Genomic DNA, 16,223 nt, shown 5'->3' with positions numbered 1-16,223 from the left:
TTTCTGATGAGGGTTATTTTTTCAGCTCGTTCTTTTGTTCGGCAGGGATGTGGCGGTAGAGATAGACGCCGCTCAGCAGGGTAAAGACCAGCGTCATCCCCAGCAGGCCGAACACCTTGAAGTTGACCCACATCTCTTGCGGCAGGCTAAACGCCACGTAGAGGTTGAGCAGGCCACAGACGGTAAAGAAGCCGACCCAGCCGAGGTTGACCTTGTCCCAGACGGCATCGGGGGCTTGCAGCTCTTTGGCCAGCATCTGTTTGATCAGGTTTTTGCCAAAGCCGTAGCGGCTGATCAGCAGGCCCAGCGCGAACAACACATTGATGATGGTCACTTTCCACTTGATGAAGGTGTCATCGTGGAAGAACACGGTGAGCCCGCCGAAGAAGCCGACCAGGATGAAGGTGAACAGCTGCATCTTCTCGACCTTGCGGTAGCGCACCCAGCTGTAGAGAAGTTGCAGACCGGTCACCACCACCAGTGCGCCGGTAGCCATGTAGATGTCGTAAAATTTGTAGACCGCGAAGAAAACGATAAGTGGAATAAATTCAATAAATTGCTTCATGTTTGGCGCATAGCCCTCAGAAATAGACCGCAAAATTTTGTCCAGTTTACCTGCAAGGTAAACAACGGCAAATGAATAAGACCTGCCATTTGCCGTCCAGCTTCCCGTCGCAGCGCTAGCCAAATAGCTGGCGGGCAAGGGGCTCGCCCAACCGTTTTTGATCCGCCAGCAGCTCGCGGATGTGGTGCTCTTCGATAAGGGGGTTGAGCAGCACAGCGCGCAGCAGGGTGAGCGGCTGGGCACCGTAGCACACCACCGCCCGCTGGGTGCGAGAGACAAAGCTGTGCCCCTCGGCCCGCTGGGCTTTTTGCAGGGCCACGTTGAAGTCGTTGATCTGCACGTTGGCCGCTTCGTCCAGCGCTTTGCCCTGCAGGTGGGGCGGGATGCAGCGGTAGGAGAGCAGGTTCATCACCGGCGCCGACATCAGCTCGAAGGCAGGATCGCTTTCGATGAGCTTTGCCATCAGCCGGGCACGGTCGTAGTTGGCCTCGATGAGGCGGGCGTAACCCTGCTGGCCAAACAGCTGGAAGGCGGCATCCAGATAGAGGGCGTTGGCCGGGCGGGTGCCCTCCAGCGTAAAGCGCCCCTGATCGAACGAGGTGGCACGAATGGCGTAGGGGGCTTCGCGCTTGACCGCCATCATAAGGTCTGGCTGGCGGCAGAGCAGCATGCCGGTACCGAGCGGCACCAGCAGTTGCTTGTGGCCATCCAGCGTGACGGTGTCGGCCCGCTCAATGCCGGTCAGCAGGTGTTGATAGCGGGGGGAGAAGAGGGTCGGGCCGCCCCAGGCGGCATCCACATGAAAATGGATCTGCTCGCGCTCGGCGATGGCTGCCAGCTCCGGCAGCGGATCGATGGAGCCAAAGTCGGTGCTACCCGCCACGCCGACCAGCGCCAGCACTTTGAGCTTCTGTTCCTTGCATTGAAGCAACGCTTGCTCCAGCGCAGCCAGACTGAGCCGGTTCTGCTCGTCGGTCTCAAGACGCCAGACGCTGCGGGCGCCCAGCCCCAGCAGATCCATCCCCTTGTCGAAGGAGTAGTGCATCAGCCGCGAGCCCAGAATGACTGCGCCGCGATAGCCTTGCTCATAAAGGGCGAACAGGTTGTCGCCGCAGGCGCGGTTGCGGGCCAGCCACAGCGCCGTGACGTTGGCGATGGTGCCGCCGCTGGTCATAACGCCGAGAGCGGCATCCTTGGCATGCATCTGCTCGCCGTAGAAGGCATCGTCCCTGCCATAGATGAGGCGGTGCAGCTTGGCCAGCACCTCCCGCTCCAGAAAACTGAGCAGGCGGGAGGACTCCATCTTCATCGGATTCTGGTTGAGCATCACCAGCAGGCGCGACAGCTCGGCGGTATAGGCCGGTAGTGGCGCCGTCATGTGGCCCATGTAGCGTGGCGAGGTGAGATGAGAGGCGCCGGGCACCAGGGTGGCCAGCCGCGCCAGATAGTGCTCGATGGAGAGGCCGACTGCAGGCATGCGGGATTGATCAAGCTGGTGGGTGAACTGGTCGCGCTGGTAGGGGGCCTGACTGTCATCCGAGTGGTGAAAATGTGCCAGCATGGCGCTCATCGCGTCGCCAAAGGCGGCATCCGGTTGTGTAAACAGCTCAGTCAACTTCATCAGGTTCTCCAGACCAGGTCACCGGGTAGGTGTCTATGCCGCTTGTCTCGGGCATCGGCGGCAGAGCATACACCAAAGGTTGGCTGGTGGCAGCCACCCCATTTTTTAAGCGAACACTTGTACTCTGAAATGGTGCTGGGTAGAGTGAGCCCATCAAAGCTGGAGTAAACGATATGAGTGGCGTGACAGATTATTCTCCCCGTGAAGAGTTAGCCAACCGGCTCAGCCACGGATTGGGATTGTTGCTGGGGGGGATCGGCCTGGTGCTGCTGCTCATCAAGGGATGGGGGCAGGGCACGCAGGCGCTGGTGAGTTACAGCCTCTATGGTGGCAGTCTGGTGCTGCTCTATCTGGCATCAACCCTCTATCACAGCATGGCTGAAGGACGGGCCAGACGCTGGTGCAAGGTGTTTGATCACTGTGCCATCTATCTGCTGATTGCCGGCACCTACACCCCCTTCCTGCTGGTGGCCCTCGATACGCCGCTGGCGAACGGCTTGATGATGGTGATCTGGGGCCTGGCGCTGGCCGGGGTGGTGTTCAAGCTGGTGTTCATCAACCGCTTCAAGAAGTTGTCGCTGTTTACCTACCTGATGCTGGGCTGGTTGTCGCTGGTGGTCATCTATCAGCTCTACATCCATCTGGCCGGAGAGGGGCTGCTGCTGCTCGGACTCGGCGGTCTTATTTACAGTCTTGGGGTCATTTTCTATGTGGCCAAGCAGATCCCCTACAACCACGCCATCTGGCACCTTTTTGTGCTGGGCGGCAGTGTTTGTCACTTTATGGCCATTTATGGCTATGTCGCTTGAATAGCCCTTAATTGGTATTTTTAGCGCGAAAAAGGATAAATTCGTGCGGTATCACACAGTTGGCTTCAGCGTTTGCTGACAAGCTAATGTCAGTTGAATTTGCAAAGGATGCACGAAATGAGTGATATCGCGCTTTCCATCAGCATGTTGTCGCTGGTGGCAGTGCTAGGGCTCTGGCTGGGAAACTGGCGAGTCTATGGCGTTGGTTTAGGGATAGGGGGGGTGCTGTTCGGTGGCATCATTGTGGGTCATTTCGCTGGTGCTTCCAATCTTGCGCTGGACGCGCAAACCCTTCACTTCATTCAAGAATTTGGTTTGATCCTGTTTGTTTACACCATTGGCATCCAGGTCGGCCCGGGGTTTTTCTCTTCGCTGCGCAGTTCGGGCCTCAAACTCAATGCCTTTGCCGCCCTGCTGGTGCTGCTTGGCTGCGTGGTGGCTGCGGGATTGCATCAACTGTTTGATGTGCCGCTGCCAGTGATCTTGGGGGTGTTCTCTGGCGCGGTGACCAATACGCCATCCCTCGGTGCGGGCCAGCAGATCCTGGCCGAGCTGGGGGCCGATCCTGGTTCGACCGGCTTGATGGGGATGGGCTATGCGGTCGCCTATCCCTTCGGGATCTGCGGTATCTTGCTCACCATGTGGCTGGTCAGGCTCTTCTTTCACATCAAGATCGACGAAGAAGCCGCCCAGTTCGAGCAACAAAGTGGCAAGGCCAAGGAGAGCCTACAAACCATCAATATCGCGGTGCGCAACCCCAATATGCATGGCTTGATGCTGCGTGAAATCCCCAGCCTCGACGAGTCGGACGTGATCTGCTCCCGCCTCAAGCGCGGCGAGGAGTTGATGGTACCGCGGCCGGATTCGCGCATCGAGCTTGGTGACCTGCTCCATCTGGTGGGTGAACGCCATGCCCTGCACAATGTGCTGCTGGTGTTGGGGGAGGAGGTGGCAACATCGCTCTCGACCCGTGGCACCGATCTGCGGGTTGAGCGGGTAGTGGTGACCAACGAGCAGGTACTTGGCAAGAAGATCCGCGATCTTGACATTAAACAGCGTTATGACGTGGTGATCTCCCGTCTTAACCGCGCCGGTATCGAGCTGGTGCCAACCAGCCAGACCAGTTTGCAGTTTGGTGACATCCTTAATCTGGTGGGACGCCTGGAGGCGATCGAGGCGGTTACCAATGTAGTTGGCAACGTGCAGCAAAAACTGCAACAGGTGCAGATGTTGCCGGTATTTATCGGGATCGGCCTGGGTGTGTTGCTCGGCTCCATTCCCTTCTATCTGCCAGGTTTCCCTGCTGCACTCAAGTTGGGTCTGGCTGGCGGCCCGCTGGTGGTGGCGCTGATCCTGTCGCGGATTGGCAGCATCGGCAAGCTCTACTGGTTCATGCCCCCCAGTGCCAACCTGGCGCTGCGGGAGATCGGTATCGTGCTGTTTCTGGCGGTGGTGGGCTTCAAATCGGGGGCTGGCTTTATCGATACCCTGATCAACGGCGATGGTCCGGCCTGGATGCTTTATGGCATGGCTATTACCCTGATCCCGCTGCTGGTGGTCGGTGTGCTGGCGCGCCTCTACGGCAAGATGAATTACCTCACCCTGTGCGGCTTGTTGGCCGGTTCCATGACTGATCCTCCCGCGTTGGCGTTTGCCAATGGCATGCACCCGACCAGTGGTGCCAGCGCGCTCTCATACGCGACTGTCTACCCGCTGGTGATGTTCCTGCGGATCATCTCGCCACAGCTGCTGGCTATCATCCTCTGGGCTGGCGCTTAGGGTTAATCTGAACAGGAGTATGCCTTGTCATGCTCCTGTCATTTTTTTGTAATGTATTGATAAGTTAGGTTTTTACCCTTCTGGCCTTGCCATTTCATATCCTCCTGCCTGGCTGAACGATTCAGCCTCAAATCAGTCTATCCTTTCGAATTTTCGAGCTGGTTATTTGCTCCATCTGTATGCACAGTAGGCTGTGGCTTATTGCATTCAAATCAGGATTCAGGAGAGAACATGATTACTAACACCGTTACCATGGAACAGGGCATCACCATTACCCAACTCAAAGGGCAGGCTTATCAGATTGCTGCCGATGGCAGTCAAAAATTGTTGGCTGAAGGTGATGTATTGCCGAAAGGTGCAGTGATCATGTCGCCAGATGGTGCCAGCTTTATGGGTGGCGGGCAGCCATTCAATGTGCAACCGGCCAGCGAGCAGAGTGAGCCCGCCGAAGAGGGGGATGCCCCCCAGCTGGCGCAAAACGGTGCAGCCGGTACTCCTGATGAGATTAATGCCTTGCAACAGGCGATTTTGGGTGGCGCCGACCCGACCCAGGCCTTTGAAGCCGCTGCAGCAGGTGGTGCACCTGCCGCCGGTGGTGGCGGTATTGGTGGTGTCGCCGGCGCCAGTGGCAACGGCGGGTTTGTCACCATCGACCGTACCGGTTCTGCAACTATTGCCGAAGCCACCTTCGATACCACCTACAACGCCAATGGTGAACCGCCGCTTGAGGCCGCTGGTGAAGATGATCCTCTGTTTACATCCGCCAACCTTGTCTTGAGTGCAGATACACAGGTGAGCGAAGGTGGACTTATCACCTTTACCGCGACACTTGATGAACCTGTTTTTGGTTCTGACTTGGTTATTCAGCTGTCCAATGGTGCAGTGATCACCATTCCCGTCGGTCAGAGTTCCGGTTCAGTCACTGTTGCTGCTCCGGCAGACAGCCCTTATGTCGATCCGTCAACGATCACCGTTTCGATTACCGGTACTCAGGGCGGTGGTTTCAACCAGATCATCACCAGCCCTTCAACGACCACCCAGATTAACGACACTGTCGACACCACCACTGTGACCCTGAGCGCTCCGGCGCAGGTCAACGAAGGGGGCCAGATCACCTACAGCGCCAGCGTCAACAACGCACCACAGAGTGATCTGGTCCTGACCCTGTCCAACGGTTCCAGCATCACCATCAAGGCGGGCGAGCTGAGCGGCAGCGTTACGGTCGATGCCCCAAGTGACGATGTGTACAAGGATGGCAGCAGCCTGACGGTGAGCATCACCGGCAGCAGCGGTGGCAACTACGAGCAACTGGACACCAGCAGCACTGTGGCCACCGGGGTGGCTGACACCGTGGACACCACCACGGTGACCCTGAGCTCGGCCACCAATGGCCAGACCGTGACCGAGGGTGGCAGCATTGTCTACACCGCCAGCGTCAACAACCCAGTGACCGGCAGCCCGCTGAGCGTGACCTTGAGCAACGGGGTGGTGATCACCATTCCGGTGGGCAGCAGCAGTGCCAACAGCGAGCCTGTGCCGGTGCGCGGTGATGACATTTATCAGCAAGGTGAAGAGTCACTGAGTGTCACTATCGACAAGACCAGTGGCGGCAATTACGAGAATGTGGTTACCACTGGCACCATCACCAATACAGTGGTTGATGATCAGGATGCCCCGACCCTGACCATGACCGGCGATGCCAATGTGGTCGAAGGGGGCAAGGCGAGTTACACCCTGACCATCAGCGACGCCCCGAAAACCGATCTGACCGTCAAGGTGGTGGTGGGCCACATCACCACCGACAACGGTGACGTGCAGGCGGTGACCCGTGATGTGGTCATCAAGGCGGGCGAGACCAGCGCCAAGTTTGATGTGGCGACTCTGGACGACGTCTATGCCGAGCCGGCCGAGAAGTTCGAGGTCAGTGTGAGCGGCAGCAGTGGCGGTGGCTACGAGAAGGCCCCGGCATTGCCGGTGGCGGTGACCACCACCATCACTGACGAGGATGGCAGCACTGACCAGCCGAAAGATGCCCCGACCCTGACCCTGACTGGCGATGCCAATGTGGTCGAAGGGGGCAAGGCGAGTTACACCCTGACCATCAGCGACGCCCCGAAAACCGATCTGACCGTCAAGGTGGTGGTGGGCCACATCACCACCGACAACGGTGACGTGCAGGCGGTGACCCGTGATGTGGTCATCAAGGCGGGCGAGACCAGCGCCAAGTTTGATGTGGCGACTCTGGACGACGTCTATGCCGAGCCGGCCGAGAAGTTCGAGGTCAGTGTGAGCGGCAGCAGTGGCGGTGGCTACGAGAAGGCCCCGGCATTGCCGGTGGCGGTGACCACCACCATCACTGACGAGGATGGCAGCGATCCGAAGAACCCGCTGGATGGCGTCACCGCGCAGATAGTGGTGGACAAGTCCAGCGTGGCCGAAGGTGGCCAGCTGAAGTACACCGTGAGCTTGGTGGACAAGGATGGCAACGTCGTAGCCCTGCCGGCAGGTAAGGCAGTGACCCTGAACCTGGCGTGGAGCGGCGACGCGGCCAACGACGGTGACACCAGCACCCGCCCGACCAGCGTGACCATTGGTAGTAATGGCAAGGCCGAATTTACGGTTACTACAGTAAACGACACCATTTATGAGGTGGATGAAAAGCTTGTTGTATCTATCAGTGGTGTGAAGAACAATTCAGCATTTGAAGCTATAGCGATAGCAAATGGAAAAGGTAGTGCTGAGTCCATCATTATGGACAACGATGCACCTCCTTCTGTGGTGATCAATAAGCCGGCAGTCGTGTCTGAAGAGGGACTGGCAAACGGATTGCGGGATGATGTAGGTAATTCGGATACCACCAATGCGAAGGCTGCTAGCGGCACTATTACTGTGGGGGATGTTGATAGTAGTAGCGTGACGGTCAGCCTCTCTGGCCCATCAGGGCTCAAGTCTGGTGCAGTGGATGTGAAGTGGAGCTGGGATCCTTCAGCCAAGGTGTTGACTGGGTATACAGGTACCTTGGGTGGTGCGGATTACAAAGCTGTGCTGGATGTCACACTGACGGCTCCGACTAATGGTACTAAAGGTGATTGGGGTTATGTGGTTACCCTGAAAGGTCCCCTTGATCACCCGACTGCCGATGTTGAGGATGTATTGCGCTTCAATATTGGTGTCTCTGTTTCTGATGGCCAGAGCACGACCGTCGGCTCACTGCCCATCACGGTCGAAGACGATGCCCCCATCGCTGGCGATGCTGCTGCGGTTTCGCTGGTGAAAACCAGTATTCCTGATGTATTGACCGGCAAGTTCAGCATGACCGGCTATAGCGGGAATAGCACCAGCATTGATGGTGGCAAGTTCACTATTACTGCTAAAGGGTTCCTCTCTTCAACATCTACGGCTCTGACTGATGCGTTGGTTAATGGCTCGGGCTACGGTATTGGTGTCAAGAGCTCGACAGCTCCATATCACAATATTGAAAACGAGGTCGATTTCCGCAAACTGACCGATGGTTCAGCTGTATCTGAAGAGTTAGTGATCAAGCTGGATGCTGGCACTGTGGCTTACGGTGCCAAGATCGAGTTCAGCAAGATGTTCGGTGGTGAGCTGGAGAGTGGCGTGGTCGAGTTCTACCGTGACGGGGTACTGATCTCAACACTTCCATTTAGGTCAGATGCCGCAGGGGGTGAGTACAACCAGAACTTCCAGGTTCAGCAGGGCGGTTTTGACACCATGGTGATCAAGGCAACCGATAACGGTAAATCGGCAAGCTGGGGTGACAACAGCGACTTTACCGTCAAGTCAATTGAATTCCTCGGTACGACCACTCCACAGGCTATTGCCTATGGCTCGGGGACTGTTGCACCGCAATGGGGGGCTGATGGCAAGGGGCATATAGATCTTTTGGGTTCCAATGAAGTGGGATTGATGACGGCTACTGGTAAAGAGATCTCAATTTCCAGCAAAGCTGGGTTGCCCAATACCCTGTATGGCGAAGCCAGTGATGGCTCTTTGGTGTTCCGTTTGGAATTTACCCCGGCCACCGGCAAGTGGGAGTTCTTCCAATACCAGAATATGTCCAAGCCTCTGGGAGACGGTGACATCGACTTCCAGATCAAGGTTGTGGACGCCGACGGTGACTACAGTGTGGGTTCTTTCGCAACCAAGCCGCTCTTTACGCCCATCGTTCAGGGGATTTCTGTCGACAGCGTGACCGAAGGCGGTAGCCTGGAACATACGGTGACCCTGTCCGACGCGACCCAGGAGGCGACGCAATATGACTTCGGCATCAAGGGCAGCGGCGCCAACCCAGCCTCCATTTTTGACTGGGGAGTGGCCCTGTTCAGTAACGGGGTAACCTACAACAGCACAACCGGCAAGATCACTGTTCCTGCCGGGGTATCCGGTTTCACCGTGACCATTCCGACGGTGAACGATCGTCTGGTCGAGGCGAATGAGACCCTGACCGTGACTGTTGGCGGCCAGAACGGCACCGGCACCATTATCGACAACGATCGTGCGCCAGTGACCACGGGTGGCTACAGTACTGGCTCGGAAGATGTCCCACAAATACTGAAGTGGTCTAATTTTGGCGCAAGCGATGATCAGGCTGCATCTGATCTGAGCGTGAAGATCAATACCTTGCCGCAAAATGGCAAGCTGGAGTATCTCAATGGAGCTGGCCAGTGGATTGCGGTGAAGGCGGGTGATCTCATCTCCTATACGGATATTGATAGTGGTCACCTGCGCTTTGTACCGGGACTCAATGAGTCGAGTTCCAGTGTCACCAATGGCAATGGCATCGAGATTGGTAACAAGCTGGGAGATTATTCCACTGTTGGTTATCAGATCAGCGACGGTGCCAACCTAAGCAATGGCAGCAAGCTGGTGATCGACGTGGCTGCGGTGGCCGACAAGCCCATGGTCAACGTCACCCTGACGGGGAATGGCATTCCGTCTTACAGCCCGAGTTTCCCGAGTGCGAGCGTCACCACGGAGCAGTTCCAATCCGGCAACTTCAACAAGACGGCCTTTGGCATCACCAACTCGCTGGCGGATAGCAGCAGTGGCCAGGAGCAGGTGCTTGGCAATAGTGGAAACGACTATATCGTCAGCACCCACGGCGGTGGCGATCTGCTCTATGGGCAGGGAGGGAACGATATCCTGGTCGGCGGCAATGCGACCCAAGGGGATTCACTCTACGGCGGTGATGGCAACGATGTGTTGGTATCCGGTCTTGGCAGCGACGGCCTCTATGGCGGTGCCGGTACCGATATCGCCGTGCTGACCGGCAACCGCGCCGATTACGCCATCAAGAAGGGAAGTGGATATTCGGTCAATGATCGCTGGTTCGACTTCTCCGTCACGGAAAAGGGCGCTGGCATCACCAAGGCGCTGCATGACGTGGAGTATGTCCAGTTCGCCGACGGCATCTACCAGCTCAACCAGAGCACCGGTGAGCTGACCCTGGTGCAGCCGGTGGTGGTCGATTACCCGCTGGAGCTGAGCGCCTCCTTGAGCGATCGGGATGGCAGCGAAGTACTCGATAGCCTGGTACTGAGTGGCATGCCGAAGGGGGCCGAGCTCTACAGCGGCAACCAGCTGTTGGGTACCGTCGGGGTTGATGGAAAGCTCACCCTCATCGCCAGCAGCGGCCTGTGGAGTGCGAGTGCACTGGATGTGAAGCTGAGCGGGCTGACCCTGCGAGTCCCCGGCAGCAGTGCCGGCCAGGTCGATCTCAAGGTTGAGGCTATCGCCAAGGAGGTGGAGACCGATCAGACCAGCTCCGCCACCGACGATGACAGCATCCGCCTGAGCTACTTCAACGCCACTGAAGGGGAGCCGGGCGATCAGAACCGCACCTATGGCAACGAGCACAATATCGTGGTCGGGGATCTGGATGGCAGCGTGGTACTACCGGGCCAGAACTACAACATCGCCTTTATGGTCGACAGCTCGGGCAGTATCGGCACCAGCGCCATGAACACCATCAAGAGCCAGCTGGCACAGGTGTTTGCAACCCTCAAGACCAGTGCCGGTACTGAGGGGGCAGGCAAGGTCAATATCTTCCTGGTGGACTTCGACAGTCAGGCCAACAAGTCCATCAGCGTGGACTTGAAGGACCCCAATGTACTGACCAAGTTGCAGTCCGTGCTCGACAGCATGGACGGCAGTAACTGGAACGGTGGGGCGACCAACTACGAGGATGCGCTCAAGACTACCTCCAACTGGTTCAACAGCGACAACGCCAAGAACAACACCAACGCGAAGAACTTGGCGTACTTCATTACCGATGGGGCACCAAACACCTATTACGACTATGAACAGATCAACCCTATCGTGAATACGAAGACCAACGAACGTCTCGATTCGTTTGTCAACGTCAACAACTATGTGGCAGGGGAGGCCTTCTACGCCAACATAGGTGGTACCAACAGGGTGCTGATCGATGCTAGTGGCAGGGTTCAACAGTGGTCGCAAAACAGCAATAACAAGTGGAGCTCGACCACCATCGGGACCTTGAAGGCACAGGGGGATGGTACCTTCGAGCTCTCCACCTCCTATGACAGCAACTACTGGGCATTGCAAAACGCTCTGGCTGTTCTGCCACTTCTGCTGGCCAATAACGTGACGCTGGAAGCGATCGGCATCGGCAGCAACGTCTCCATCGATACCCTGAAGCTGTTCGACAGTGATCAGATTGTGCAGTCCAACGTGTCAGCCAACGATCTAGCCAACGCCATCTTGGGCACCTCGGTGAATAACCTGCCGGGCAGTGACCGGATCGACGGCGGTGCTGGCGACGACATCCTGTTCGGGGATGCCATCCACTTCGCTGGTATCAACGGTGAAGGCTACGCGGCCATCAAACAGTATGTGGCCGGCAAGCTGGGCGCAGGCTCGGTGACCGATGCCCTGGTCCATGACTACATCACGGACCATGCCAGCGAGTTCGATCAGTCCTCCAGCAATGACAAGGCGGACGTGCTGATTGGCGGGGATGGCAACGACATCCTGTTCGGTCAGGGTGGTGATGACTTCCTGTTCGGTGGTGCCGGCAACGACATCCTGTTCGGTGGTGCCGGCAACGACACCCTGTATGGCGAGAGCGGCAACGATACCCTGTACGGTGGCAGCGGCAACGATACCCTGTTTGGTGGTATTGGCGACGATAACCTGATCGGCGGTCTGGGCAATGACATCCTGGTCGGCGGGCTTGGCAATGACATTCTCAAGGGGGATAGCGGTGCCGATACCTTCACCTGGCTGCAGGGCGATACCGCCGCAGGCAGCGTTGCCAAGGATTACGTGGTCGACTTCTCCAAGGCGGAAGGTGACAAGCTGGATCTGAGCGATCTGCTGGATCACGATGGTTCTCACAGTACGACTGATCTGAAGAGTCTGCTCTCGGTGTTCCAGGACAATGAAGGGGTGCACCTGCAGGTCAAGGAGAGCAGTACTGCGCCGGTGACTCAGGAGATTGTGCTGATGAACCATACCTTCGACAGTCTGACGGGCGGTTCTGGCACCACGGCCAATCAGGTGATCGATTACATGTTGACCAACAACATGCTCGATATCGACAAGTAAGCCCTCTTCGGGCAATAAAAAAGCGGCAGAGCAATCTGCCGCTTTTTTTATCTTTGCGGGGAAGCGAAATCAGTTGCCGAGGGTGGCAAACAGACTCTGCTCCAGAGAACCGCGGGAGACGCAGACCGGTTTGATGGAAGGGGCCGCTACCCGCTCGCCTGAGGATTCAACGAAGAACAGCTCGGTGTTGCCCTTGACGTTGACGGTGGCCACGCTGCTGTTGCCGCTCTGGGTGATGATCAGGTTGATCTGCAGGTTCGGGTTGCCCAGTGCAACTTTGGAACCCATGGTACCGCAATCGAGCCACTCCAGCCCATCGGCGGAGTGGTTGACGTTAGCGGTCATCAGGCCGGCACCACGCTGGCTGTTTTCGATGGTGAGGCCATGATCAGTGAACCACTTCTCGGCACGTGCCCACACCAGATCTACCGGGATCGCCATCTCCTGAGTGTTGTTGGTTGCCTTGGCAATCGGCGGGTTGTAGCGATACTCTTCACCGCCGTTATTGTCACCTGCACAACCAGCCAGCAGCAGCGCCAGCGCACTTCCCATTATTTTTTTCATTGTGTATCTCTCGTCCATATCACCTGGCCATAGGCCAACCGGCGCCTATTATCGCCGGAGCGACAACCTCTGTCAGCAAGCATCCTGAAACGGATGTCATGGGGGGGATCGGGGTGCTTTACAAAATAGGTTTGCTATCATAGATTTGCTCGAAATTCCTCCATAAGCGCCGCCGTGACCAACATGCTCACTCCAGATCTGCTGCAGCAGATCATCGACCAATTGCCAATGAGTATTTTTTGTCGGGATAGCCATGGGCGCTATCTGTTCGCCAATCGAATGTTTGTGCTCGAGGCGCAAATGGACTCCTCTGCCGAGGTGGTCGGCAAGACGGATGCGGATATGCCTTGGGGGGATGTCTTTCGCGGCGAGGATGAGCAGCTGCTGGCAGGTAGAGTCCCCTTGCTCTATCAGCAGTTGCACTGCAAGAGTGGCGGCAATACCTGTTGGGTCGAGATCCACAAGGTGCCGCTTTATAACACCCAGGGAGAGGCATATGCGGTGTTTGGGGTGGTCAACGAGATTGCCCAGCGTAAAAACCTCGAGCAGAGAGTCAAACAGCAGCAGCTACTGCAGCGTTTTCTGCTCGATGCCATTCCTGATCTGATCCGTTTCGATGATCACAACGGCATCTTGCTGGAGTGCAATCAGGCATTCCTCGACTTTATCGGTCAGGGGGTGGATGAGGTGCTTGGTCGGCAGCTGCCGTTCCGGCTGGCAGCGCCGCAGGGGATGGGTAATGGCGAGTGTTGTCTGCTGGATGCCAGAGGGCAGGGGCGACACATGGAGATCACCCGAGTCGATGTGCCTGATGGTGATGGCCACTCCCTCGGGGTTTTGACGCTGGGCCGCGATATCACCGGCCTGCGAACAACTCAGGCCCAGTTGCAACAGGAGCAGCACTACGACAGCTTGACCGGGCTGCTCAAACTCTCCCGCTTCTTGCAGACCTGTCGTCATCTGGGGGGACGCAACGCCACCCTGGTGCTGGTCGATCTGCACCATTTTCGCGAGATCAATGATCGCTTCGGGATCCGGATTGCCGATCGCCTGCTCAGTCAGGTAGCCAAGCGGTTGCAGCAGTTGGTTCCGCCGCGCTCCCTGCTTTGCCGGGTGGCAGCCGATGATTTCAGTCTGTTACTGCCAGACTTGAATGAACCGCTTCAAGACTGGAGCCAGCATCTGCAGCAGCAGTTGATGGAGCACTATCAGGTGGAAGAGCATCGTATCCAGATCCCGGTATTTTTGGGACTGGCGCAGGGGAAGGCAAGCGATGCCGAACGGTTGCTCAGCCATGCCGAGGCGGCGCTGGCGCAGGGCAAGCGGCAGCAGCAGTACTGCACTTTGTTTGATCCCGCGCTGCATGCCCGGCTCAAGCGGCGTCAGCTGATCACTGCCCAGTTGCCGCTGGCCATCAAGTCCGCCCAGTTGGTTGCCGTCTATCAGCCCATCATCTGTACTCGCACTCACCGGCTGCATGGTGCCGAGTTGCTTTGCCGCTGGCCTCATCCTGAGCTGGGGATGATCTCCCCCGAGGAGTTTATTCCGCTGGCGGAAGAGATGGGGGTGATTGGTCAGCTGGGTCAGCTGATGCTGGAGCAGGGGTGTGCCCAGTTAGCGCAGTGGCAAAATATCCAGCCAGAGATGGTGCTCTCCATCAATCTCTCTCCTTTGCAGTTTCGCGATCCGGCGCTCTGTGAGCGGGTATCCGCTTGTATCGCCCAGCATGGGCTCAAGGCTAGTCAGCTGGAGCTGGAGATCACCGAAGGGGTGTTGATGGAAGATGCCGACCAGATTGAGACCAACCTCGACAACCTGATCGCAGCGGGTTTTCAGTTGGCCATCGATGATTTCGGTACCGGCTACTGCTCGCTGGCCTATCTGCCACGTTTGCAGGTGGCGACTCTAAAGCTGGATCGCAGCTTTACACAGGGGCTGGCCAGCAATACCGCGACCACCGCCATCGTGCGTTCGGTGATCGGTTTGGGCCACGAGTTGGGGATCTGCATCACGGCCGAAGGGGTGGAGACGCCAGAGCAGCAGCAGTGGCTGACCGAGGCGGGTTGTGATCGGTTGCAGGGCTATCTGTTTAGCCGCCCGCTGCCACCTGCCGAGTTTGCAGCCAGTTATCTGGTGTGAGGGGGTCGCCGTGCTGAGGTGTGCAACCGAGGTGCGCAACTTGAAGGGTGAAAAACAATGAGGCCACCGAATAAGGTGGCCTCATTGTTTATTGCAGCAGCGGATCAATCCTGGAAGTAGGTGCCCCAGCCATCGTAATCCACCCCGTATTTTTCGAGGATAGGCAGCATCTTGGCGATATCGGCAACGATAGCATCGACATTCAGCTTGCACTCGATGGTGGCGTCGAAGCAGAAGATAGTTGCGCCGTCATCCAGCTCCATCTCTTCGGCATCAGTCACTTCAAAACCCGCCTTGAACAGGTCAACCGCGGCTTTCTCCAGACGGTCGAAGTCCTGGCAGGCGAAGTGGTGTTCAATTTCGTAATCTGCGTCAGGATTGCTACCATCGGCCAGCAGTTCGTTAACGATCTCGGCGGCTTCGTCGCGCCACTCTTGCATATTCAGACTCATGTTGCCTCCAGGCGGTATCATTGCGGCAAAGCATACTCGCAGAGTGGATTTGGCTCAATGCGGCTGAGCGACAGAGCGGCTATTTTCCATGAGATTGGCGGGGTATAAATACCGGATAACCATAGCTAAGGCTGTGAAATGATAAGGTTTTGGTGAATAAATGGCCTTGGCGTTCAGTTGTTGAGCGAACGCATTTTTTATCGTGGCATCTTGTTGACACCGTACCGCAGAAAGGGTTTAATGCGCGCCGTTGCCCAGATAGCTCAGTCGGTAGAGCAGGGGATTGAAAATCCCCGTGTCGGCGGTTCGATTCCGTCTCTGGGCACCAAAATTCCTCCTTAGTTCAGTCGGTAGAACGGCGGACTGTTAATCCGTATGTCACTGGTTCAAGTCCAGTAGGAGGAGCCAAATTCGAAAAAGCCCGCTCAATCGAGCGGGCTTTTTTTCATCTGTTAATTCCCGTTGCAGGCAGCTAAAAACACGGTCGCGCCGCAGGTGGCGCTGAACAGCAACATACCTGTTTGCAACATGCTGCCTGGGCATGCTTTTTTCTCTCTCTTTCTGGCCCTGACCCACTTTGGCTTCATCACATTCCCTTATCCGTTTTATGGCCTGAATACCTGAACTCCTGTTCAGGCAGGCCATCTTTGTTGAATGGCTGCATGGCGTCAATATCTCCCGAGAACAATTAATTCAGCAGCCGC

Annotated in this window: 8 protein-coding genes and 2 tRNA genes; 6 read left to right on the top strand and 4 right to left on the bottom strand. The window is 57.0% G+C overall.

The window, feature by feature from the left end; all coding sequences use genetic code 11:
• Nucleotides 1–13 precede the first annotated feature (13 nt).
• Together ACY8FN_RS19780 and ACY8FN_RS19775 are read right to left on the bottom strand one after the other, a co-directional pair.
• On the bottom strand, nt 14–565 hold the full coding sequence (locus ACY8FN_RS19780) for a septation protein A (protein ID WP_098968651.1): 552 nt from the start codon (nt 563–565) through the stop codon (nt 14–16).
• 115 nt (nt 566–680) lie between these two features.
• Entirely contained in the window at nt 681–2,186 is a 1,506-nt protein-coding gene (locus ACY8FN_RS19775; RefSeq protein ID WP_463100981.1) for an aminotransferase class V-fold PLP-dependent enzyme, read from the bottom strand.
• Nucleotides 2,187–2,359: 173 nt separating this feature from the next.
• On the opposite strand from ACY8FN_RS19775, the gene trhA reads away from it, so the two are divergent.
• The 3 genes from trhA to ACY8FN_RS19760 all read left to right on the top strand — a co-directional run bounded on the left by trhA (nt 2,360) and on the right by ACY8FN_RS19760 (nt 12,364).
• Nucleotides 2,360–2,995, top strand: coding sequence for a PAQR family membrane homeostasis protein TrhA (trhA, locus tag ACY8FN_RS19770; protein ID WP_101320127.1), 636 nt, complete (start codon nt 2,360–2,362; stop codon nt 2,993–2,995).
• Nucleotides 2,996–3,112: 117 nt separating this feature from the next.
• On the top strand, nt 3,113–4,774 hold the full coding sequence (locus ACY8FN_RS19765) for a putative transporter (RefSeq protein ID WP_101347869.1): 1,662 nt from the start codon (nt 3,113–3,115) through the stop codon (nt 4,772–4,774).
• Nucleotides 4,775–5,005: 231 nt separating this feature from the next.
• Entirely contained in the window at nt 5,006–12,364 is a 7,359-nt protein-coding gene (locus tag ACY8FN_RS19760; RefSeq protein WP_463100980.1) for a retention module-containing protein, read from the top strand.
• Nucleotides 12,365–12,433: 69 nt separating this feature from the next.
• Here the strand turns inward: ACY8FN_RS19760 and ACY8FN_RS19755 are convergent, their stop codons facing one another.
• Nucleotides 12,434–12,928: a hypothetical protein gene (locus tag ACY8FN_RS19755; protein WP_042021746.1), complete on the bottom strand. Its 495-nt coding sequence runs from the start codon at nt 12,926–12,928 to the stop codon at nt 12,434–12,436.
• Nucleotides 12,929–13,111: 183 nt separating this feature from the next.
• On the opposite strand from ACY8FN_RS19755, the gene ACY8FN_RS19750 reads away from it, so the two are divergent.
• Nucleotides 13,112–15,067 carry a sensor domain-containing protein gene (locus tag ACY8FN_RS19750; protein WP_463100979.1) on the top strand — a complete coding sequence of 652 codons (1,956 nt, stop codon included), beginning with the start codon at nt 13,112–13,114 and terminating at the stop codon, nt 15,065–15,067.
• A gap of 104 nt (nt 15,068–15,171) precedes the next feature.
• Here the strand turns inward: ACY8FN_RS19750 and rraB are convergent, their stop codons facing one another.
• The gene (gene rraB, locus ACY8FN_RS19745; RefSeq protein WP_068976903.1) at nt 15,172–15,507 is read right to left on the bottom strand and encodes a ribonuclease E inhibitor RraB; all 336 of its coding nucleotides are present in this window, start codon (nt 15,505–15,507) and stop codon (nt 15,172–15,174) included.
• A 264-nt stretch (nt 15,508–15,771) separates the two neighbouring features.
• On the opposite strand from rraB, the gene ACY8FN_RS19740 reads away from it, so the two are divergent.
• Together ACY8FN_RS19740 and ACY8FN_RS19735 are read left to right on the top strand one after the other, a co-directional pair.
• Nucleotides 15,772–15,847, top strand: a tRNA-Phe gene (locus ACY8FN_RS19740).
• 4 nt (nt 15,848–15,851) lie between these two features.
• Nucleotides 15,852–15,927 (top strand) — tRNA-Asn (locus tag ACY8FN_RS19735).
• Nucleotides 15,928–16,223: the final 296 nt, after the last annotated feature.

The organism is Aeromonas sp. 160P, from assembly GCF_055193095.1.
The sequence above is the reverse complement of the archived record's forward strand: the minus strand, read 5'-3'. Positions and strand labels throughout refer to the sequence as shown.